Source organism: Brevundimonas sp. KH_025 (assembly GCF_057839885.1).
In genome coordinates, this window is record NZ_CM174501.1 from 1,877,025 (window position 1) to 1,896,434 (window position 19,410).

23 protein-coding genes are annotated in these 19,410 nt (G+C 69.5%); 9 read left to right on the forward strand and 14 right to left on the reverse strand.

The window, feature by feature from the left end; all coding sequences use genetic code 11:
• Positions 1–187 precede the first annotated feature (187 nt).
• Genes AC3IS2_RS09370 through AC3IS2_RS09395 form a run of 6 tightly spaced genes read right to left on the reverse strand, consistent with a single transcriptional unit; the run spans position 188 to position 2,872 of the window.
• Entirely contained in the window at positions 188–625 is a 438-nt protein-coding gene (locus AC3IS2_RS09370; protein ID WP_489197411.1) for a hypothetical protein, read from the reverse strand.
• Positions 622–1,008: a M15 family metallopeptidase gene (locus AC3IS2_RS09375; RefSeq protein ID WP_489197412.1), complete on the reverse strand. Its 387-nt coding sequence runs from the start codon at positions 1,006–1,008 to the stop codon at positions 622–624. Before AC3IS2_RS09375 ends, AC3IS2_RS09370 begins: the two co-directional genes overlap by 4 nt.
• A complete protein-coding gene (locus tag AC3IS2_RS09380; protein ID WP_489197414.1) occupies positions 1,005–1,277 on the reverse strand; it encodes a hypothetical protein in 273 nt (90 codons plus the stop codon). Before AC3IS2_RS09380 ends, AC3IS2_RS09375 begins: the two co-directional genes overlap by 4 nt.
• Complete coding sequence (locus AC3IS2_RS09385; protein ID WP_489197415.1) at positions 1,274–1,429, reverse strand: hypothetical protein; 156 nt, start codon at positions 1,427–1,429, stop codon at positions 1,274–1,276. Before AC3IS2_RS09385 ends, AC3IS2_RS09380 begins: the two co-directional genes overlap by 4 nt.
• A gap of 5 nt (positions 1,430–1,434) precedes the next feature.
• Positions 1,435–1,929, reverse strand: coding sequence for a hypothetical protein (locus AC3IS2_RS09390; RefSeq protein ID WP_489197416.1), 495 nt, complete (start codon positions 1,927–1,929; stop codon positions 1,435–1,437).
• Positions 1,930–1,939: 10 nt separating this feature from the next.
• Entirely contained in the window at positions 1,940–2,872 is a 933-nt protein-coding gene (locus tag AC3IS2_RS09395) for a DUF2793 domain-containing protein (RefSeq protein ID WP_489197417.1), read from the reverse strand.
• A gap of 216 nt (positions 2,873–3,088) precedes the next feature.
• Between AC3IS2_RS09395 and AC3IS2_RS09400 the strand changes: the two genes are divergently transcribed.
• Positions 3,089–4,048 (forward strand): endonuclease/exonuclease/phosphatase family protein, encoded by a 960-nt coding sequence (locus AC3IS2_RS09400; RefSeq protein WP_489197418.1) that lies wholly within the window; start codon positions 3,089–3,091, stop codon positions 4,046–4,048.
• Here the strand turns inward: AC3IS2_RS09400 and AC3IS2_RS09405 are convergent.
• Genes AC3IS2_RS09405 through AC3IS2_RS09430 form a run of 6 tightly spaced genes read right to left on the reverse strand, consistent with a single transcriptional unit; the run spans position 4,023 to position 8,900 of the window.
• Positions 4,023–5,237, reverse strand: a complete 1,215-nt coding sequence (locus tag AC3IS2_RS09405; protein WP_489197419.1) for a CCA tRNA nucleotidyltransferase — start codon at positions 5,235–5,237, stop codon at positions 4,023–4,025. The genes AC3IS2_RS09400 and AC3IS2_RS09405 overlap by 26 nt on opposite strands.
• Positions 5,234–5,896 (reverse strand): CoA pyrophosphatase, encoded by a 663-nt coding sequence (locus AC3IS2_RS09410; RefSeq protein WP_489197420.1) that lies wholly within the window; start codon positions 5,894–5,896, stop codon positions 5,234–5,236. The genes AC3IS2_RS09405 and AC3IS2_RS09410 overlap by 4 nt, the downstream gene beginning before the upstream one ends.
• Positions 5,893–6,456: a DUF1285 domain-containing protein gene (locus tag AC3IS2_RS09415; protein WP_489197421.1), complete on the reverse strand. Its 564-nt coding sequence runs from the start codon at positions 6,454–6,456 to the stop codon at positions 5,893–5,895. Before AC3IS2_RS09415 ends, AC3IS2_RS09410 begins: the two co-directional genes overlap by 4 nt.
• 48 nt (positions 6,457–6,504) lie before the next feature.
• Positions 6,505–7,026, reverse strand: a complete 522-nt coding sequence (locus tag AC3IS2_RS09420; protein ID WP_489197422.1) for a GNAT family N-acetyltransferase — start codon at positions 7,024–7,026, stop codon at positions 6,505–6,507.
• A gap of 51 nt (positions 7,027–7,077) precedes the next feature.
• Positions 7,078–7,854 carry an enoyl-CoA hydratase gene (locus AC3IS2_RS09425; RefSeq protein ID WP_489197423.1) on the reverse strand — a complete coding sequence of 259 codons (777 nt, stop codon included), beginning with the start codon at positions 7,852–7,854 and terminating at the stop codon, positions 7,078–7,080.
• Positions 7,851–8,900, reverse strand: coding sequence for an MBL fold metallo-hydrolase (locus tag AC3IS2_RS09430; RefSeq protein ID WP_489197424.1), 1,050 nt, complete (start codon positions 8,898–8,900; stop codon positions 7,851–7,853). The genes AC3IS2_RS09425 and AC3IS2_RS09430 overlap by 4 nt, the downstream gene beginning before the upstream one ends.
• Before the next feature lie 136 nt (positions 8,901–9,036).
• Here AC3IS2_RS09430 and AC3IS2_RS09435 point away from each other — a divergent pair, with 136 nt between their 5' ends.
• The 5 genes from AC3IS2_RS09435 (at position 9,037) to AC3IS2_RS09455 (ending at position 13,486) form a co-directional block, all read left to right on the forward strand.
• Positions 9,037–10,002: a hypothetical protein gene (locus AC3IS2_RS09435; protein WP_489197425.1), complete on the forward strand. Its 966-nt coding sequence runs from the start codon at positions 9,037–9,039 to the stop codon at positions 10,000–10,002.
• 61 nt (positions 10,003–10,063) lie between these two features.
• Positions 10,064–11,068 (forward strand): hypothetical protein, encoded by a 1,005-nt coding sequence (locus tag AC3IS2_RS09440; RefSeq protein WP_489197426.1) that lies wholly within the window; start codon positions 10,064–10,066, stop codon positions 11,066–11,068.
• Positions 11,069–11,185: 117 nt separating this feature from the next.
• Positions 11,186–11,971 (forward strand): exodeoxyribonuclease III, encoded by a 786-nt coding sequence (gene xth, locus AC3IS2_RS09445; protein WP_489197427.1) that lies wholly within the window; start codon positions 11,186–11,188, stop codon positions 11,969–11,971.
• Between the two features lie 3 nt (positions 11,972–11,974).
• Entirely contained in the window at positions 11,975–12,490 is a 516-nt protein-coding gene (locus tag AC3IS2_RS09450; RefSeq protein ID WP_489197428.1) for a hypothetical protein, read from the forward strand.
• A gap of 75 nt (positions 12,491–12,565) precedes the next feature.
• On the forward strand, positions 12,566–13,486 hold the full coding sequence (locus AC3IS2_RS09455) for a cobalamin biosynthesis protein CbiG (protein WP_489197430.1): 921 nt from the start codon (positions 12,566–12,568) through the stop codon (positions 13,484–13,486).
• A 186-nt stretch (positions 13,487–13,672) separates the two neighbouring features.
• Here the strand turns inward: AC3IS2_RS09455 and recN are convergent, their stop codons facing one another.
• Together recN and AC3IS2_RS09465 are read right to left on the reverse strand one after the other, a co-directional pair.
• Positions 13,673–15,370 (reverse strand): DNA repair protein RecN, encoded by a 1,698-nt coding sequence (gene recN / locus AC3IS2_RS09460; protein WP_489197431.1) that lies wholly within the window; start codon positions 15,368–15,370, stop codon positions 13,673–13,675.
• Between the two features lie 98 nt (positions 15,371–15,468).
• Complete coding sequence (locus tag AC3IS2_RS09465; RefSeq protein WP_489200137.1) at positions 15,469–16,284, reverse strand: outer membrane protein assembly factor BamD; 816 nt, start codon at positions 16,282–16,284, stop codon at positions 15,469–15,471.
• 241 nt (positions 16,285–16,525) lie between these two features.
• Between AC3IS2_RS09465 and AC3IS2_RS09470 the strand changes: the two genes are divergently transcribed.
• From AC3IS2_RS09470 to AC3IS2_RS09480, 3 genes are all read left to right on the forward strand, one after another.
• Positions 16,526–17,461, forward strand: coding sequence for a ribose-phosphate pyrophosphokinase (locus AC3IS2_RS09470; RefSeq protein ID WP_489197432.1), 936 nt, complete (start codon positions 16,526–16,528; stop codon positions 17,459–17,461).
• 93 nt (positions 17,462–17,554) lie between these two features.
• Positions 17,555–18,589 carry a hypothetical protein gene (locus tag AC3IS2_RS09475; RefSeq protein WP_489197433.1) on the forward strand — a complete coding sequence of 345 codons (1,035 nt, stop codon included), beginning with the start codon at positions 17,555–17,557 and terminating at the stop codon, positions 18,587–18,589.
• Between the two features lie 145 nt (positions 18,590–18,734).
• Positions 18,735–19,337, forward strand: a complete 603-nt coding sequence (locus AC3IS2_RS09480) for a 50S ribosomal protein L25/general stress protein Ctc (RefSeq protein WP_489197434.1) — start codon at positions 18,735–18,737, stop codon at positions 19,335–19,337.
• Positions 19,338–19,410: the final 73 nt, after the last annotated feature.

Genomic DNA, 19,410 nt, shown 5'->3' on the forward strand with positions numbered 1-19,410 from the left:
TCAGGACCTCCCCTCGCCGCGCAGACGGTCCTGCATCGCCCGTTCAGCCGTCAGCGTCTCGACCGCCAGCCGGCGGGCGGCGTCGCAGGCCACGATCTGGGCCCCGCGTCGCAGGTAGGCGGCCTCCAGATCCGACCACGAGGGTCCGTCGGGCAGGACCGCCAGGGCACATGGCGCGACAGCGACCTCAGGCAGGGCCAGGCGCGGCGGCGCAACCGTCGAGATCGGGGGCGCTCCGGCACAGCTCGCGATCATGAGCGCGCAGACGCTCGGCCCGCTCCACGTCCAAAAGGGTTTGCGCGTCATCTGCGATCCTCGCTTCAGTGACAGCCGTGACGGTCGCCCGCTCCACGGCCTGGATTTGTCGATGGCGAACCTCCAGCCGAACAGCCTGGGCCGTCCGACCAGCAACCTCGGCGCGGCGGGCCGCCGCGTCGGCCTCAGCCCAGGTCGCGCGCGCCTCTGCGGTCTCCAGCCGCCTTTCCTGGAACCGGAACGGATCCCAACTCAGCCCCAGACCCTTCCCGGCCATCGCCACGAGCAGGACGGCCAGTCCCGCCACGACCAGCCATCCCGCCGGCGTCAGGGTCCGCAACAACATCCGCCAGGTCACGGCCGCGGTCATGGATAGGCCCTCCGATCCAGTTCGAAATGCGGGCCGTCGCGCAGCCGCGTCCAATCCCCGCCCCAGGTCAGGGGGGGGGTGCGCTGACGGCGCCCCGCCTCCTTGAAGGCTGCGGCGATGCGGCCATAGAGCGGCCAGTCCCAGCGCACCTCGCCGTCAATGAGGGCCGCGACATCGACGGCGTGGCCCGTCAGATGGCGCGAGTTCAGCGTACGGCTGGCCCCGGCCTTCACCAGCGCCGCCTGCCGCGCCGGGTCGCGTAGCCCCTCCGTCACCATGAAATCCACCTCGGTCAGGCGGATCGCCGCCTCGACCACGGCGATCAGGTCGGGATGGACCCCCGACAGCCGCGCGAGCGAGCGTTGCGACAGGCGAAAGCTCATCCCTTGCCTCCCGCCGCCAGACGCAGGCGCAGATTGGCCAGTATGGCGATCATCTGCTGGGCCGTCGGCGCCACCAGATAGAGGACCAGCATCAGGGCGATCAGCCCCATCAACCCATCCGCCACGCGCGGCAGGTCGGCCGGCGCCGTCCGCCCCACGGCGCGCGCCAGCAGCAGCCACAACGCCGCGCTGGCGAAAAAGACATAGAGGCGCCGCCACAGCCAGCGCCCCTCGGCCAGCCCAACCTCGCTCCCCCCTCTCTCGCTCATGCTTCATCCTCCTGATCGCCGGGCGCGGCGGGCCTGCGCCAGTCGCTCCCCAACTGGTCGAAACAGTCGTCGGGCGTCAGCCGCTCGGGCGCGGCCCAGGCCTCCTCGTCCAGCAGTTCAGGCTCGAGGATGCGGTCGAAATATCGGGTCATGGCGCTCACCCGATCGCCGTCAGCCAGACCACGCCGGCCGCACCCGCGCCGCCCGCGCCCGCAGCCGTCACGCCCGCCCCGCCGCCGCCGCCGCCCGCGCCGTAAAGACCCCCCGTCGCGCCGGGATTGCCGGCGCCTGAGGCCGCGCCGCCCCCGCCGCCGCCCCCGCCGCCCGCGCAGGACAGGGCCGAGAGGGGCGAAGCCTGTCCGCCCAGGCCCGATGTCGTCCGCCCCAGACCTCCGGCCGCCCGCACATGCAGAACCGCACCGTCGCCGCCCGCGCCGCCGCTGAAGGCGACATTGGCGGCGCTGACCCCGCCGCCCGCGCCGCCGCCGCCAGGGCCGTCCGGCCGGTTCAGCGCCTGCCCCGCGCCAGCGACAGCCGAGGCAGACGAATCGCCGCCTGCGTTGGAGCGGACCAGGCCCGCCCCGCCCACCCCGCCAAGGCCTGACGCCGCGCTGCCCGCTGCGCCGCCCTTGCCGCCTTCTCCGGTCAGCAACAGGACTCCATCAGCAGAAACCGTGGAGTTCGCGGCGGCGGCGCCGCTGACGCCGCCCGCACCGATCGCCACGGTCAGAACGCCGGAAAAGCCGTTGACCGGCCAAAGCCCCGACACGACGCCGCCTGCTCCACCACCGCCGCCGCCGAAGCGCGCCGTTCCCGCCGCCGACGCAGACCGCCTCGACCCAGCGCGCCCAGGCGGGCGGGGTCCAACTGCCGCCGGAAGTCAGCACCGTGGTTTCGCGTCGCGTCGCCCCTTGCGCGAACCACAGCCGCCCCGTCGCGCGGTCCACCGAAAAGGCGTCGCGCCAGGTTCCGCCGTCGGCGCTGACCTTCAGCCTCAGGTCGTCGTCGCCGATCAGCCCCAGTTCGGCCCGCCCGCCCCAGCCGCTCTGGAACAGCAGGGACAGGACGTCCGACGCCCCCTGCTTGTTGAAGGTGAAGCGCAGGTCGCCGTCGCCGCCGCTCTCGCTCTCCAGCGCGGTCCATAGCGCCTTGTTCAGGCGGGCGGCGAAGACGTTGTTCGCGTCCGCCTCGGTGTTCACGCCCAGACGGGTCAGGTTCCGCAGGACCGTGATCGGCTCAGCCGCCCGCACCAGCGGCGCCCAGGCCCCGGCGCGACGAACCAGAACCTCTTCGCTGTCCAGCACCACTGCCAGCTGACCGTCGGGCGTCGGCACCGCGACCCAGCCTCCCGCCTCGGCCCGCATCAGACTGCCCGCCGGTCGCCCGGCCCAGTCCGCGCCGGTCGCGCCCGTCGGCAGGATATAGAGGGCGCCGTCGGCGGGCGCGGCCGGTTGGGCGGCGGTCGTGCAACTGACCACCGCCGTCTGGGTCAGGGCGTCCAGACGCGTCAGCGCCTCGTTCAGGGTGACGTGTTTCTGCAGTTGTCCCGCCGCCAGATAGGGCAGGCCCAGCCGCGCGCTGGCGTCGTCGCTCATCAAAGGATCTCCAAAGGTTGGAGGATCAGTCTGCTCAGGCCCGCCGCCCCGGCGCGTTGAACGGGCGCGGCGCCTGGCAAACCCGGAAAATCAAAGGGATTGGCCCGCCCGATTGCGCGCGAGGTTCCGCGTCGGGCGCGCAGCCCTCGACACGCGCCGCCCCGGTCGGATAGGCCAAGGCAGCGGTCCGCCGCATTGTTTCGCGAGGACGTCCGCTTGATCTCACCCTTGAAGGCCGCGATCCATCTGGCGGCGCTGGGCCTGCTGGCCGCGCCTGCCGCCATCGCCGTGGCGGCACTGACGCGGATCGGCCATCGCTGGACCGACCTGCTGGCCCACTTCCCAGCCCCGGCCCTGGCCGCGACGCTGGCGCTGACCCTGCTCTACGCCATGCTGCGGCTGCGGCCCGCCGTGATCGCGGGCCTCAGCGTCACCGCCCTTCTGGTCCTCGCCGTCTGGCCCCAATGGTTCCCGCGCGGCGGCGCCCTGCCGCGCGAGGGCGCCGCCAGCCTCAGCGTCTATTCCGCCAATCTGTGGGCATGGAACGAGGACGTGGAGGCCATCGCCCGCTCCATCAAGGAGGCGAACCCCGACATCGTGGTCCTGGTCGAACTGGGCGATGCGCCAACGGCCCAGCTGGATCGCGTGCTGGCAGGCTACCCCCACCGCGTCCTGAACGCCCGCGTGGACCGGCCCAGCGGCGCGGCCCGCGCGGCCATCGCCTCGCGCTATCCGCTGACCGCCATCGCCGACCGGCCCGACGGTCTGGTTTCAGTCGCTGCCGTCGCCCGGACGCCGCTCGGCCCCGTCAACATCATCGGCGCCCACCTGACCCGGCCCTGGCCCTTCCAGTATCAGTGGGGACAGATCAATCAGGCCACGGCGCTCGCGGCCATTAGCAGCGACATGACCGGCCCGGTCATCGCGGCGGGCGACTTCAACAGCGTCTCCAGCGCCCGCATCGGCCGTCAGATTCAGGCCGAAGCCGGCCTGATCCCCGCCCCCGGCTGGCCCGGCACCTGGCCCTCGGCCGCGCCCTCGGCGGTCGGCATGACCATCGACCAGGTCTGGCGCTCGCCCGATCTGGCCCTGCTGGAGCGCAAGCTGGGCCGCAAGACCGGCTCGGACCACCGCCCGGTCATCACCCGCTTCACGCTGGCGGCAAAAGCGCCCTGAGCCGCGCCTCGTGGCCGTGGTCGGGAAAGTCGTCCGCGATCCAGCCGTCCTCGAACGCCTTCAGCACCCGCCCCGTCTCCGGCCCCGGCGTCAGCCCCAACCGCGCCAGATCGCGCCCGCCGACCGGCATTGACGGCCGCGTCCAGTCCCGCGCCAGCGCCAGCAGACGCCGCGCGCTCTCCGCCTCGCCGCCCGCCGCCCAGGCCCGCATGACCCGGTCCTCGAACGCCTGTCGCCCGTCGCGATAGAGGGCCGCGCGCGCCTGAGGCTGCGTAAGCTGCGTCAGCGCCGTCGTCGCCTCCCCGCTCACCGCCTCGACCAGACGGTCGCGCTGGGCGTTGGACAGGCGCAGCCTCCGCGCCACCTCGGCTGTCTTCGCCGGGTCGGCGGGCAGCAGGGCCGACAGCCGCAGCACCGGATCCTCGCTCAAACCCGTCATCGCCTCGAACAGGGTCAGGTCGGCGGGTTCCGGCACGACCCGCCCCAACACCCCCGCCTCATCCATCAACCGCACCGCCGGGCGCGGATCGGGTGCGGCCAGCATTTTCAGCAGCTCCTTGGACACCCGCTCGGCCGACAGTTGCGCGACGCCCTCGGCCAGGCCCGCGCAGGCCGCCACCGCCGCCGCGTCGGGCGCGCCCCGCCCATACCAGGCATAGAAACGATAGAAGCGCAGGATGCGCAGGTAATCCTCTCGGATGCGCCCCTCGGGCTCGCCGACAAAGACGATCCGCCCCGCCAGCGCGTCGTCGAACCCCTGGCCCGTCGGGTCCAGAATGACGCCGTCCGCATCGGCATACAGCGCGTTCAGCCGGAAGTCGCGCCGGCCCGCGTCCTCGGCCCAGTCCGTGGTGAAGGCCACGGTGGCGCGCCGACCGTCGGTCGAGACGTCGCGGCGCAGGGTGGTGATCTCGAACGGCTGATGCTCCGACAGCGCCGTCACCGTGCCATGCTCGATGCCGGTCGGAACCGACCTCAAGCCCGCCGCCTTCAACGCCGCGACCACCGCATCCGGCGTCAGGGTCGTGGCGATGTCGATGTCGTCAATGGGCGCGCCGATCAGGGCGTTGCGCACGCAGCCGCCGACGAACCGCGCGCAATCCGGCCCGCCCGCCGCCGCCAGCGCCGCCGTCACCGCCCGCGTGGCCGAGGCCGTCAGCCAGTCCTGCCCTTGCAACCGATGGCTCACGCGGCGTCCTCGGCGGCGGCCGCCAGCGGTTCGGCCTCGTCGCCGTACAGACGCCCGAACAGCCCCTTCAGAATGCCCGCCGTCGCCCCCCAGATGTAACGCTCGCGATAGGGCATGGCCCAGAACCAGCGGCGCGGGCCGCTTTCCGGGTCATAGAAGTCGCGGCGATGATTGGCCGGGTCCATCAGGAAGTCCCACGGCGCCTCGAACACCTCGGCCACCTCGGCCGGCGAAGGCGTGACCAGCGGCGGCGCCGTCAGCCAGCCCACCACCGGCGTCACCAGAAATCCCGTCACCGTCTCATAGGGATCGCCCAACCCCAGCAGCTCGACCACGCCGGGGTCCAGCGCGACCTCCTCGAACGCCTCGCGCAGCGCCGCCTGCCCCGCCGTCTCGCCGGGGTCCAAGCGCCCGCCGGGAAACGCGATCTGGCCGGTATGGCTGGCCAGACTGTCCGAGCGCCGCGTCATCAACACGGTCGGCCCCTCGACGTGGGCGATGATCGGCACCAGGACGGCGGCGGGCCGCAGTTCGCGCGCCGGGCGCGCCGTGCCGGGGTTCAGATCATAGTCCGACCGAATGGCCGTCCGCTCGGGCGTCCAGTCGCTCACCGGGTCCAGATGGGCCTCAAGCCGTTGCCTCAGACTGCTGCAGCTCATTCCAGTCCTGCCCCGTCTGGTCCCAGGGCGAGGACCGCGCCGCCGGACCGCACCGCCAACCGCCCGTCCACGCCCTCGGCCCGCTCGACCAACTCATAGAAGACCGGCCGCGCGATCCGCGCCCACAGGTCGGCTCGCACATGAACGCGCGGGGCCGGTTCGCCCGTCGCCGCGTCCGTCTCGACCACGATGGGATGGTCCGGCCCCGCCTCAACCTCGTCGCCGACATCGGTCGTAAAGGTCAGCACGCCCTCGTTCGCCCGCATGGCCACCGCCCGAAACGGCAGGTCCTCGACCATGATCTTCAGCTTTTCCGCGGGCGTGACCAGATGATAGCCGTCCGGGTCCTTCCTCAGCACCGTCGAGAACAGCCGCACCAGCTCGGCCCGACCGATAGGCGAGCCTTCATGCATCCACACCCCGTCGGCGCGGATCAGGATGTCGATGTCGCCGCAATGGTCGGGATGCCACAGATGCACCGGCGGCAGGCCGCGCCCAGGCGCATGCCGTGCGGCTTCGGCGACGCCGGACAGGCCAGGCAGTGTCGCAGGGTTCGTCATATCCGGACTATGGGGCGCGTCGCCCGGCAAAGGAAGGTCGGACAGCCCTCAGGCGACCGGACGCACCGCGCCGACCGGCTCGATTTCGCTGATCGGCAGCCACATCACCCGACGCTGATCCACCGGCCCGGCGAACACGGCCTGAGGCGCCGCAACAAAGCCAAAGCGCGAGAAATAGGGCGGGTCGCCGATCAGCAGCACGCCGTCCAGCGTCATCGCCTTGGCCTCGTCGAGACAGGCCCGCACCAGTTCGGCGCCCAGCCCGCCGCGACGGCTGGAAGCGTCCACGGCGATCGGCCCCAGGAAGACGGACCGCGCCTCGCCCACGGTGATCGACCACAACCGCACCGAACCGATCAGCCGTTCGCCCTCGAAGGCGGAGAAGCCCACAGCCAGCGCCGACGCCTCGCGCAGGCGCTCCGCCGTCTTGGCGAACCGACCAGGACCAAAGGCGGCCAGCACCAGGGCGTCGATAGCCGCAGCGTCGCCCGATCGTTCTCGCTCGATGCGGACCGGCGTTACGGATTCAACGGGTGCTGAAACAGGATTGGGGGCGGCGACGGCGTTCATGCGCGGCGCCTAGACCCCCTGCCCCCTCGAATCAATCGCGTTTGCGCGAAATCAGCCGGCTTTCGAGAAATCCGGCGCCCGTTTCTGGCTGAAGGCCATGAAGGCCTCCATCGCTTCGGGGCTGCGCATTTGCGAGCCAAAGGCGTGCGCCTCGCGCTGCATCAGGGACCACAGGGTCTCGGCGTCGCGCATCAGGGCCTTGGTCTTGCGGATCGAGTTGGGCGCCCGCGCCGCCAGCTTGAGCGCCAGTTCGCGCGCCGTTGCATCGACCTGATCCGTCGGCACCGCGCGGTTGGCGATGCCCCAGGCCAGGGCCGTCTTGCCGTCGATGGCCTCGCCCAGGGCGAACAGTTCAAACGCCCGCTGATGGCCGATGGTCGCCGGCAACAGCAGCGACGACGCCGCCTCGGGCGCCAGGGCCAGGTTGACGAAGGGAACCGACAGCAGGGCGTCCTCGGCCACCACCACCATGTCGCAATGCAGCAGCAGGGTCAGGCCGATGCCCACGGCCCGGCCGCGCACCGCCGCCACCGCCGGCTTGTCCAGATCGGCCAGCGACTTCAGGAAGCGGAACACGCCCATCTCGACCAGATCGCCGCTGCTCTGCGAGCCCAGGGCGATGAAGTCGGCGATGTCGTTGCCGGCCGAAAACGAGTCGCCCTCGCTGCGGAACAGGACCACGCGCACGGCGTCATCCGTCTTGGCGCCTTCGACGGCCTCGGCCAGGGCCGAATACATGGCCTGGGTGATGGCGTTCTTCTTGTCCGCCCGGTCGAAGGCGACTGTCAGGACGCCGCCGTCCAGTTCGACCTTGATGTGTTCGCTCATTGTCCAGCCTCTGTCAGTGTCCACCAATCGACGCCCGCTTCGTCGCGGTTGCGCCGGGCCCGCCCCTCGCGGACCAGGTAATTCAGATGCGCGATCGCCTCGCCGGTCGCCATGCTCAGCACCTCGTCGCCCACCGGGCGCGCGAACAGAGCCGAGAAGACGTCGACCGCCCGGCACGGCGCCTTCAGCGTCCGCTCCAGCCGCTTCAACGCCACCTCATGGCCCCGGATCAGAGCCTCCAGCCGGGTCGTGACGCCATAGAAGGGCTCGCCGTGCGACGGCAGGACGAACAGATCGCCCGGCAGCCGCGCCTTCAGCGCCGCCAGCGAGCCCAGCCATTCGCCCAGGGGATCGCCCTCAGGCTCGGTCGGCCAGACGGAGACGTTCGAGGAAATGCGCGGCAGGATCTGATCGCCCGACAGGAAGACGCCGTCGCTCTCGCGCCACAGGCAGACGTGTTCGGGGCAGTGTCCTTCGCCGATCACCACGCGCCAGTCGCCGTCGCCGATCCGCACCACCTCGTCTTCGGACAGCCGCAGATAGGCCGAGGGCAGCGGAGTCACCGCCTTGCCGAATCCGCCGTATCCGGCCCGCCAATGGGCGATCTGGGCCTCGTTCCATCCGGCGGCGCGATAGAAGACCTCGCCCGAATCCGGGGCAGGCTGGCCCGTGTCGGCCAGCAGCATACGCCCCGTCACATACTCTAGCCGCGACATCAGCAGCGGCGCGTCGAACCGCGCGCACAGCCAGCCCGCCAGGCCGATATGGTCCGGATGCATATGGGTGCAGATCACGCGCTTGACCGGCTTGCCGCCCAGCGGCCCCGCCAGCGCCGCCTCCCAGCCCGCCTTGGACGCCTGGGTCTTCAGCCCCGTGTCCACCAGGGTCCAGCCGTCGCCGTCCGCCAGGGCGTAGACATTGATATGGTTCAGGCTCAGCGGCAGCGGCAGGCGCAGCCACAGCACGCCCGGCGCCACCTCGACCGCCTGACCCGCCTCGGGCGGCGGCCCCGACGGATAGGTCAGGCCGCGCGCGGTAGTCGCCACCTCATCGCTTATCGCGCCGTCCGCCAAGTCCGTCTCCAATCGCAACCCTCGTAGGTTAAACCCGATTGCGCCGGCCCGGTCCAGACCCGTCTCTCGCATAACGGCGCTTGACCAAATTGCAGCACCCAGACAAGACTTGCGCATCCATGATGCGGTCAAGGGAAGCCATGTTGTGACCATCAAACGTTTCAGCCGCGTCTTGGGGGTCGCCATCGGCCTGGCCGTCACGACGCTGAGTCCGACGCTCGCGACGGCGCAGCAACATGGCTATGGCAACATACGTGCAGGTCGCACTGGCCCGGACACCAGCCGCCCCGGCGGCGACGGCGTTCGTTCGGAAGTGGTGACCGGAACCCGAGTCCCCAGGACTTCGCCGGAAGATCGCCAGCAACGCCGCAGCAATCCCGCAGCAGTCAGGGCCGAGGCCGAAGCGATTCTGGCCGCCAGTTCGACGTCGTGCGCCGTGGGCGAGGCCAAGCTTCTGGCGCAACCCGCCCAACAGGACAAAATCTACGAAGTGACCTGCGCAGGGGAGGCAGGTTACATTCTTGTCGCCTCCACCCCGCCCCAAGTGGTCGACTGCGTCCTGTTGGACAGTCAGGCCGAGACCGGCCCCACCTGCACCCTTCCCGGCAATCAGGACATCCAAGGCTTCCTGAAGCTCTACGCCGCCCAGGCCGGCGTGGCCTGCACGGTTGACGACGCCAAGGTGCGCGGACGCTCCGGCGATGGCCCCGTGATCTATGAAATCGGCTGCGCGGGCGCGGACGGCTACTGGATCGAACAGAACGCCTCAGGCTGGGAGAAGACCGAGTGCCTGCAGATCATCAGCCAGAACGCCACCTGCCAGCTCACCACCCCGGCTGAACAGGCCGCGACGGTCAAATCCTGGCTGGTCGACTCGGAAGCCGCCGCCTGCGACGTTCAGCAGGTCCGTCTGATGGGTGAGAACGCCAACGGCCGCTTCATCGAAGTGGCCTGCGCCGGCGCCGAAGGCTCCATCGTCCGCTTCAACGCCGAACGCGCCGTGCAGCAGGTTTATCCCTGCGCCACCGCCCAGCGGATCGGCGGCTGCAAACTGACGGCGCCTAGCGGCGCTTGACCAGGTCGAAAGACCCCGCCAAGGCTTTCCGCATCCAGCAGAGGCCGAGGGAGCCCTTTCAGTGACCATCAAACGTTTCAGCCGCGCCTTGGGGATCGTAGCCGGCTTGGCCGTCATGACCCTGAGCCCCGCGCTCGCCACGGCTCAGGAGGCGAGCTACGTCAACAACAAGGCGGACCGTCCGGGCGCCGACACCAGCCGCCCCGGCGGCGACGGCGTCCGCTCCGAAGTCGTGACCCCCGGCCGCGTTCGCGGCGCACCGTCCGGCGAGCGCCAACAGCGCCGCGGCGGCCGCCAGCAGGAAGCCGCCGCTCCCGACCCCGCTGCGATCAAGGCTGAGGCGGAAGCGATTCTGGCCGCCGGCTCGACGTCGTGCGCCGTCGGCGAAGCCAAATTCCTCGGTCAATCTGCCGAACAGTTGAAGATCTACGAAGTGACCTGCGCCGGCGGGCCGGGCTACATTCTGGTTGCTTCCACGCCGCCGCAACTGGCCGACTGCGTCATTCTCGACAGCCAGGCGCAGGCCGCTCGCACGGCGAATCCCGAAGCCGCGACCGGCCCCACCTGCACCCTGCCCGGCAATCTGGACATCCAGGGCTTCCTGAAGGGTTATGCTACCCAGGCCGGCGTGGCCTGCACGGTTGACGACGCCAAGGTGCGCGGACGCTCCAGCGAAGGCGCCGTGATCTATGAGATCGGCTGCGCCGGTGCGGACGGCTACTGGATCGAGAAGAACGCCTCGGGCTGGGAGAAGACCGAGTGCCTGCAGATCATGAGCCAGAACGCCACCTGCCTGTTCACCACGCCCGCTGAACAGGCCGCGACGGTCAAGTCGTGGCTGGTCGGTTCGGAAGCCGCCGCCTGCGACGTCCAGCAGGTCCGCCTGATGGGCCAGAACGCCAACGGCCGCTTCATCGAAGTGACCTGCGCCGGCGCCGAAGGCTCCATCGTCCGCTTCAACGCCGAACACGCTGTGCAGCAGGTCTACCCCTGCGCCACCGCCCAACAGATCGGCGGCGGCTGCAAGCTGACGACGACGCCTCCGGCCGCCACGCCGCAAGCGTAAGCCACGCCTGATCGTCGAACGAAGCGCCGCCGGAGCGATCCGGCGGCGTCTTTGTTTTCCACCTTAGTTTTTGGCTACCTCTTTTCGCCGAACGCGACGCGCCTTAGCCTTGGCCCCATGCGCATCGCCACCTGGAACGTGAACTCGGTCAACGCCCGCCTGCCCACCGTGCTGGCCTGGCTGGAATCGGCCAATCCCGACGTCGTCTGCTTCCAGGAAATCAAATGCGTGGACGAGAAATTCCCGCGCGAGGCCTTTGAAAGCCTGGGCTACAACGTCGAGACTCACGGTCAAAAGACCTACAACGGCGTCGCCATCCTCTCGAAATTCCCCCTGTCCGACATCCGGCGCGGCCTGCCCGGCGACGACAGCGACGAACAGGCCCGTTATCTGGAGGCCGTGATCGAGGCGCCGGTTCCGGCGCGCGTCGCCGCCATCTACCTGCCCAACGGCAATCCGATCGGCACCGAGAAATTCGCCTACAAGCTGGCCTGGTTCCAGCGCCTGCACGACCACGCCAAGGCCCTGCTGGCCTATGAAGAGCCGCTGGCCCTGTGCGGCGACTACAACGTCATTCCCGAGGCTGAGGACGCCAAGAACCCCGCCGCCTGGGCCGAGGACGCCCTGTTCCAGACCGAAAGCCGTGAAGCCTTCCGCGCCCTGAAATGGCTGGGCTTCGCCGACAGCCACGACCTGGCCGGAGAACCCGCCGGCACCTACACCTTCTGGGACTATCAGGCCGGCGCCTGGCAGCGGAACAACGGCATCCGCATCGACTTCGCCCTGCTGTCGCCCCAGGCCGCCGACCGCTTCCGCGGCATCGAGACCCACCGCGACGCCCGCGACATGGACAAGCCCAGCGACCACGTCCCCGTGGTGGTCGATCTGGACCTGGAGGCCTGATCCATGAGCGAGACGCTCAGGGCCATCCTGCTGATCGCCCTGGCCGCCGCCTTCCTGACGACCGGCGCCCTGATTCTGTCCTGGTGGATGGAGCCGGAACGGCGGCTGAAGCGGGCCTTGCTGAAATCCCTGGGGCGGCCCGCCGACACCGAGGCCCTGTCGCCCGCCGAAGGCCGCGCCGCCGCTCTTGATTTCGACAACGGTCAGGTGGTGGTGCTGTGGCAGCGCGGCGTCCAGGGACTGGTCTATGGCTTTGACGAGATCGAGGGCGGCGAGATCATCGTCGACGGCCACGTGGTCGCCCGCGCCCGACGCGGCGCCCTGCGCAAGGATCTGGACGTCGTCGTGCCGGACGCCGAACAGGTCGTGCTGCGGCTGATGTTCGACGATGCGCGCAATCCCGAGTTCGAACTGGCCCTGTGGAACGCCGACCTGCCGGCCTCGACCGGATCGCCGTCCGAGGCGCTGAGGCTGGGGCGCCGCTGGTTGTCGCACGTCGAAGCCCTGATGAAGCGCTGATCGCCCTTCCCGGCCTCGTCGCGGAAGGCTAGAACCCGGCGCCTCTACTGTTTCTCGAGTTCTCAGGAGCCCGCCGTGGCCCGTCTCTTCGACGCCTACATCATCGCCGACTGGACCGCCGCCGAAGGCAAGAAGCTGGGCGAGCAGACCCTGTGGGTCGGCGTCGCCAAGCGCGACGTGCGTTTCCGCCTCTATACCGAGACCCACAACGTCGCCTCGCGCGCCGAGGGCGAGGCCCTGATCGCCGACCTGCTGGCTGAGCACCGCAAGCGCGGCGACCGCGTCCTGGTCGGCTTCGACTTCGATTTCGGCTTCCCCGTCGGCACGGCGGCGCGGCTGAAGCTGGACGGCCGCCCGTGGGAGGCCATGGGCAAGTTCCTGGCCGCCAACATCGTCGACAAGGCCGACAACACCAACAACCGCTATCAGGTCGCGGCCAAGATGAACCGCCTGATGACCGATGAGGCCTGGCCTTTCTGGGGCGCCCCCGCCAGCCAGGCCCAGCGCTGGCTGACCACGACCAAGCCGCCGGAGGGCGCCGGCGCCGACATCCCTGAGTTCCGCGCCACGGAACAGACCGCGCGCAAGGACAAGCTGCCGCCCAAGAGCGTCTGGCAGATGCACGGCGCCGGCGCCGTCGGCGGCCTGACCCTGGTCGGCGTGCCCATGCTGCGCCGCCTGCTGGACAAGCTGGGCGCCTCGGCCGCCGTCTGGCCCTTCAACACCGGCTGGCGTGAACTGACCGAGGCCGACGTCGAGCCGCTGTCGGCCGTCGTCGTCGAAGTCTGGCCCGCCCTGTTCGACGCCAAGCGTCAGGTCAGCGCCGAGGGCGTCAAGGAATACAAGACCCAGGCCCAGGTCCGCACCGCCGCCGAAGCCTTCGCCCAGATGGACGACGCCGGCACGCTGCAGAAGGCCTTCGCCCCGCCGAAGACGGCGGATGAGGCGCTGGTGGCTCAGGTCGAGAGCGAAGAGGGTTGGATTCTGGGGGTTTAAGCTGGCTTCCTTCTCCCCTTGAGGGAGAAGGTGGCGGCCGGAGGCCGACGGATGAGGGGTGTGAGCGCATCGGCTTCGATGACGGTTCGCCCCTCGGGATCGACAAGACCTCAAGGGCGCCGCCGACACCCCTCATCCGTCATGCTGCGCATGACACCTTCTCCCTCAAGGGGAGAAGGAAGACAGCTACCCGATCAGCACCCGCGCCGCCGCCCGCGCCTCGTCGGTGATTTCGGCGCCCGACAGCATTCGGGCGATCTCTTCCTGACGCGGATGGGGCTCCAGCACGTCGATGGAGGTGCGGGTGTGGCCGTCGTGGTCGGCCTTGCGGACCTTCCAGTGGGCGTGGCCGCGTGAGGCGACCTGGGGGCTGTGGGTCACGACCAGGACCTGAGCGCCGCTGGACAGGCGTTGCAAGCGCCCGCCGACGGCCTCGGCCACGGCGCCGCCGACGCCCTGATCGACCTCGTCGAAGATCATGACCGGCTGGCGCTGGTCCTCGCGGCTGGCCAGGGCCGCCTTCATGGCCAGGGCGAAGCGAGCCAGTTCGCCGCCCGAGGCCACGGTGTCCAGCGGACCGAACGGCGTGCCGGCGTTGGTGGCGACCTCGAATCGCACCGTCTCGACGCCCAGCGGCCCACGACGGCCTTCGATGGGGTCCAGGGTGACGCGGAAACGGGCGCGGTCCAGCTTCAGCGGGCCCAGCTCGCCCATGACGGCGGCGACCAGACGATCGCCCGCCGCCTCGCGCGCCGAGGTCAGCAGCATGGCGGCCACGTCATAGGCCTCGATGGCCACGGCCACATCCCTACGAGCATTGGTCAGGGCCTCGGCCCCATCCTCGATCAGACGCAGTTGCTCGCGCAGACGCACCCGCAGCGCCGGCAGGGCGTCGACCGTGGTGTTCAGCTTGCGAGCGGCGGCGCGCAGGCTGAACAGCCGCTCCTCCGCCTTGTCCAAACGGCCCGGCTCGAAGTCGAAAGCGTCGGCGGCGGCGTCCACGGCGGCGACCGCCTCGGTCGCCTCGACCAGGGCGCGGTCCACGGCTTCGGCGGCCAGACCCAGCTTGATGATGATCAGGTTGTCGCCCTCGGCGCCCGCCTGAACGGCGCGCTGGCGGGCGTGTTCGACGGCGCGCAGGGCCGAGGCCAGTCGCTGGCTCAGCTTGTCCCCGCCCAGCAGGTTGCGGGCGTCGGCCAGATCGGCCACGGCCTTTTCCGAGGCGCCCAGGATGGCGCGCTCGCCGGCTAGTTCGGTCTCCTCGTCCGGCTGCGGATCCAGGGCGTCGAGTTCGGCCAGGTTGAGCGCGATCTCCTCAGCCTTGGCGGCGGCCTCGGCGGCGGAGGCCTCCAGTTCGTCCAGCCGCCCCTGCGCGGCCTTCAAGCGGTCGGCGGCGGCCGCGACGCCCGACAGCTGGGGCTGCAGGCCGCCATAGTTGTCCAGCAGGGCGCGGTGGGTCTTCCAGTCCAGCAGGCCGACCGTCTCGTGCTGGCCGTGGACCTCGACCAGCAGGGCGCCTATCTCGCGCAGCGCCGTGACGCCCGCCGGCTGATCATTGACGTAGGCCCGGCTGCGGCCGTCGGCCGAGACGACGCGGCGCAGGATCAGCTCCTCGCCCGGCGCGACCTCGAAGCCGCGTTCGGCCAGAAGCGCGATCAGGGCCTCGTCATCGGGGGCGGTGAAGACGGCGGTGGCGACCGCCTGCTTGGCGCCCGAGCGCACAAGGCCAGCGTCGCCGCGCGCGCCAAGGGCCAGGCCCAGGGCGTCAAGGATGATGGACTTGCCGGCCCCGGTCTCGCCGGTCAGCACGGTCAGCCCCTCGCCGACCTCCAGGTCGAGGGCGTCGACGAGGACGACGTCACGGATCGAGAGAGTGGTCAGCATGGGCCAGCTTGATTCGACTTCACGCCCCACTCTAGCCGGAAACAGAAGGGGAACGCAGCGTCTTTCCGCCGATCCCCCAACAGATTGCCCCCGTCGGATCAGGCCCCGCCGGGGATGATCCGTTGCAGCCAGCTCTCGCGCTTGGCTTGCGGCTGCACGTCCGGACGCTGACCACGCTCGCTCAACAGGGCGTAGGCCTCGGCGTACCAGGGGCTGCCGGGATAGTTGTGGCCCAGGACGGCGGCGTTGCGCGTCGCTTCCTCGGTCAGACCCAGGCTGACGTTGACCTCGACCAGGCGATACAGGGCCTCGGGCGTGTGCGAGCTGCGCTGGAAGGCTTCGTTGTTGATCACAGCCTTGTAGCGGTTGATCGCGGCCAGCGGCTGGTTGGCGCGCTGATAGAAGCGGCCCACGGCCATTTCCTTGCCGGCCAGCTGGTCGTTGACCATGTCGATCTTGACGCGGGCGTCGGTGGCGTAGGCCGTGTTGGGATAGCGGCGCGCCACGTCGCGCAGACCGGCCAGAGCGGCCTCGGCGTAGGCTTGGTCCCGGCCGACATCGACGATCTGCTCGAAGTTGCAGATGGCGCGCATGTAGAAGGCGTAGGCCGCCGACGGATTGCCGGGGAACAGGGCGATGAAACGGTCAGCCGCCGCGATGGCGTCCTGATAATTATTGTTCTGATAGTAGGCGTAGACCTGCATCAGGATCGCGCGGCGCGACCACTCCGAATAGGGGTGCTGACGCTCGACTTCCTGGAAATAGTCGACGGCGTCGGTCCAGCGCTTGGACTGCAGACGCTGATAGCCCGTGTTGTAGAGCAGCTCGACCGGACGTTCTTCATAGGCCAGTCGCTGACGCGGCTTGTTCCCCGCGCAGGCGGAAACCGTCAGGGCGGCGACGGCGACCGTCATCAGGATCAGGCCGGAACGGGACTTCGAAGCGGGCAAGGGCGACCTCTTAAGATGCCTTGGTCACAGCGCACCCCCGGTGCGCCGCTGTCGTTACGCCGACCTCTATAGCAGCGACGGCGACCATGCCAATGCAGCGAAATCCGTCATGACGGGTTGATGCACGGCGATCCGCTGCTAAAGAGCGCGTCCAGAAACGACTGCGCTCATTGGCGCAGCGATGACGGCAAAAGGATGACCGGTAATGAAGCTGCTCTCTGGCAATTCGAACCGGACTCTGTCCCAGGCCATCGCCACCCACCTCGACATGCCGCTGACCAAGGCCCAGGTGAAACGATTCGCCGACAACGAGGTCTTCGCCGTCATCGAAGAGAACGTCCGCGGCGAGGACGTCTTCATCATCCAGTCGACCTCCTATCCGGCCAACGACAATCTGATGGAGCTGCTGATCATGACCGACGCCCTGGTGCGGGCGTCGGCGCGACGGATCACGGCGGTCATGCCCTACTTCGGCTACGCCCGTCAGGACCGGAAGACCGGGGGCCGCACGCCGATCTCGGCCAAGCTGGTCGCCAATCTGATCACCCGCGCGGGCGCTGACCGCGTCCTGACCATGGATCTGCACGCCGGTCAGATTCAGGGCTTCTTCGACATTCCGACCGACAACCTGGTGGCCACGCCGGTTCTGGCCCAGGACATCAAGGACCACTATCCGCGCGGCGACGACCTGATGATCGTCTCGCCCGACGTCGGCGGCGTGGTGCGCGCCCGCTCGCTGGCCAAGCGGCTGGATGCGGACCTGGCCATCGTCGACAAGCGCCGCCCCAAGGCGGGCGAGAGCGAAGTCATGAACATCATCGGCGACGTCGAAGGCCGCCGCTGCATCCTGTTCGACGACATCGTCGATTCGGGCGGCACCCTGGTCAACGCGGCCCAGGCCCTGATCGACCGCGGCGCGACCGAGGTCTCGGCCTATATCAGCCACGGCGTCCTGTCGGGTCCGGCGGTCCAGCGCGTCACCAACGGCCCGCTGAAGGAACTGGTCATCACCGATTCCATCGAACAGCCTGACGAAGTTTTGAAGTGTGGGAAAATCCGCACCGTGTCCGTCGCGCCTTTGATTGGCGAGGCTATTCGGCGGATCGCCAACGAAGAGTCCGTCTCCAAGCTTTTCGATTAACCTTCGAATAACCATTCCCTTCACGATATAAGCGCCATCAGTTCCTGGGGCGCCTCGCCGTGTCCCGCGTCCAATACGTAGGGAAGTTCGCCGATGTCCCAGGCCTTTCTGAACCGCGGCCTGTCCGTCGCCGCTGTCGCCGTCGCCGCACTTCTGGCCAGTTGCTCGACCCCCGCGCCGGAGGCGCCGCCTCCCCCGCCGGCCGTCACGCCGCCGCCGCCCGTCGCCCTCAATGAAAGCGTGGCGCAGGCCGCTTCAGTCTATGTCGCCTTCGTGCGCGAGGTCGGCAGCATCCAGGCCGGTTTCCCCGACGCAGAATCGATTCAGGCCGCCATCCGCAAGGGTGCGGCCTACGAACCCGGCCAGTTGTCGCGCGGCATGATCGCCTACGGCTCGATCCTGGCCCTGCAGTCGCCTGAATACGTGGCGGGCGTGCGTCAGTTTGCGACCAATCCGGCGCAGCGTCAGCAGATGATCGCGCGCATCGTCCTGGACCCCGCCTACGCCGCCACCCTGCCCGGCGCCGACGCGGCGGCTGGGCTGATCGTCTCGACCATGGGCAAGGACATCGCGACCCTCACCGCCATCGCCGAGGCCGTCGAGGGCGACGCCTACACCATCCAGGAACGCCGCGACCCGCGCCGTCGCTGGGCCGTCACCCCCATCCCGCACCGCGAAGTCCGCCTGCAGGGCGCCAAGACCCTGTCGGTCGTCCAACTGCCCTCGGCCGAGGAAAGCGCGCGCCTGTTCGCCGCCGCCAACAACGGTTCGGGCCTGGGCCTGACCCCGGCCCAGCACGGCGCCCCCTTCACGCCCGCTGTCGTCAACTCGCTGGCGATCGCCGCCCTGGCCGCCCTGGGCGCCGCCGGCGACGACGCCAGGACCAATACGGATGCGCTGACCAGCGAATCGAACAACGAGTTCTGCCTGAACATGTCCAAGCTGATGCTGTTCCAGTGCCTGGCGGCGTCGCGTCCCAGCTATGAGGACATTTTCTGCACCGGACGGCACATCGTGCGCGATCTGGCGCAATGCACGGCCCAGTATACAGGCCCGACGCGGACGTCGGCGCCCCCCGCCGCAACCAACGTGGCGTCGAATTCGACGCCGGGCGGCGCCACAAACTGACGCCAAGGCGGGCTGATCGGACCGGGGCGGTTGCGTCCGCCCCCTGTTCCGTGTAATAGCCCGCCCTCTTGAATTCGAGGGTTCATGACCCCGCCGCGCGGGCCCCGGTTGGCGCGGCGTATCTGTTGTTGTTGAGGCGAGCCCGATGGCCGAGATCATTCTGAACGTTGACGTCCGTGAAGGCGTGGGTACCGGCAGCGCACGCGCTGTTCGTCGCTCGGGCGCCGTGCCTGGCATCCTGTACGGTGGCGACAAGGCCCCCGTCTCGATCTCGGTGAACGAGAAGGACTTCCGCAAGTCCCTCTACACCGGCAAGCTGCTGGGCCACCTGGTGACCCTGAAGTACGGCGATGAGACCCAGCCGGTCATCGCCAAGACGGTCCAGTTCGACCCCGTGTCGGACCGCCCGCTGCACTTCGACCTGATGCGCGTCGACGCCAGCGCTCCGGTCAAGATCGAGATCGCCGTTCACTTCAAGAACGCTGACGAAGCCCCCTTCACCCGCGCCGGCGGCATGCTGGAAGTCGTCCGTCACTCGGTCGAGATCATGGTCGCCGCCGATCAGATCCCGGAAGAACTGGTCGTCGACCTGAAGGGCCGCGAAATCGGCGAGAACATCCGCATGTCGGACATCGTCCTGCCTAAGGGCGCGACCGCTGTCATCACCGACCGCGACTTCATGATCGCCACGATCAAGGCCTCCTCGGCTGCTCAGTCGGAAGCCGGCGACACCACCGTCGAAGCCTAAGGGTTTCAATCGGTCTGAAAAGTTCAGCCCTGCCGGGTTCGCCCGGCAGGGCTTTTCTTTGCCCGGATCAGCG

Coding starts and splice junctions, on each gene's coding strand:
- AC3IS2_RS09370 (WP_489197411.1), bottom strand. CDS start 625: ATGACCGCGGCCGTGACCTGGCGGATGTTGTTGCGGACCCTGACGCCG.
- AC3IS2_RS09375 (WP_489197412.1), bottom strand. CDS start 1,008: ATGAGCTTTCGCCTGTCGCAACGCTCGCTCGCGCGGCTGTCGGGGGTC.
- AC3IS2_RS09380 (WP_489197414.1), bottom strand. CDS start 1,277: ATGAGCGAGAGAGGGGGGAGCGAGGTTGGGCTGGCCGAGGGGCGCTGG.
- AC3IS2_RS09385 (WP_489197415.1), bottom strand. CDS start 1,429: ATGACCCGATATTTCGACCGCATCCTCGAGCCTGAACTGCTGGACGAG.
- AC3IS2_RS09395 (WP_489197417.1), bottom strand. CDS start 2,872: ATGAGCGACGACGCCAGCGCGCGGCTGGGCCTGCCCTATCTGGCGGCG.
- AC3IS2_RS09410 (WP_489197420.1), bottom strand. CDS start 5,896: ATGAGCTGCAGCAGTCTGAGGCAACGGCTTGAGGCCCATCTGGACCCG.
- AC3IS2_RS09415 (WP_489197421.1), bottom strand. CDS start 6,456: ATGACGAACCCTGCGACACTGCCTGGCCTGTCCGGCGTCGCCGAAGCC.
- AC3IS2_RS09420 (WP_489197422.1), bottom strand. CDS start 7,026: ATGAACGCCGTCGCCGCCCCCAATCCTGTTTCAGCACCCGTTGAATCC.
- AC3IS2_RS09425 (WP_489197423.1), bottom strand. CDS start 7,854: ATGAGCGAACACATCAAGGTCGAACTGGACGGCGGCGTCCTGACAGTC.
- xth (WP_489197427.1), top strand. CDS start 11,186: ATGCGCATCGCCACCTGGAACGTGAACTCGGTCAACGCCCGCCTGCCC.
- AC3IS2_RS09450 (WP_489197428.1), top strand. CDS start 11,975: ATGAGCGAGACGCTCAGGGCCATCCTGCTGATCGCCCTGGCCGCCGCC.
- recN (WP_489197431.1), bottom strand. CDS start 15,370: ATGCTGACCACTCTCTCGATCCGTGACGTCGTCCTCGTCGACGCCCTC.
- AC3IS2_RS09465 (WP_489200137.1), bottom strand. CDS start 16,284: ATGACGGTCGCCGTCGCCGCCCTGACGGTTTCCGCCTGCGCGGGGAAC.
- AC3IS2_RS09470 (WP_489197432.1), top strand. CDS start 16,526: ATGAAGCTGCTCTCTGGCAATTCGAACCGGACTCTGTCCCAGGCCATC.
- AC3IS2_RS09475 (WP_489197433.1), top strand. CDS start 17,555: ATGTCCCAGGCCTTTCTGAACCGCGGCCTGTCCGTCGCCGCTGTCGCC.
- AC3IS2_RS09480 (WP_489197434.1), top strand. CDS start 18,735: ATGGCCGAGATCATTCTGAACGTTGACGTCCGTGAAGGCGTGGGTACC.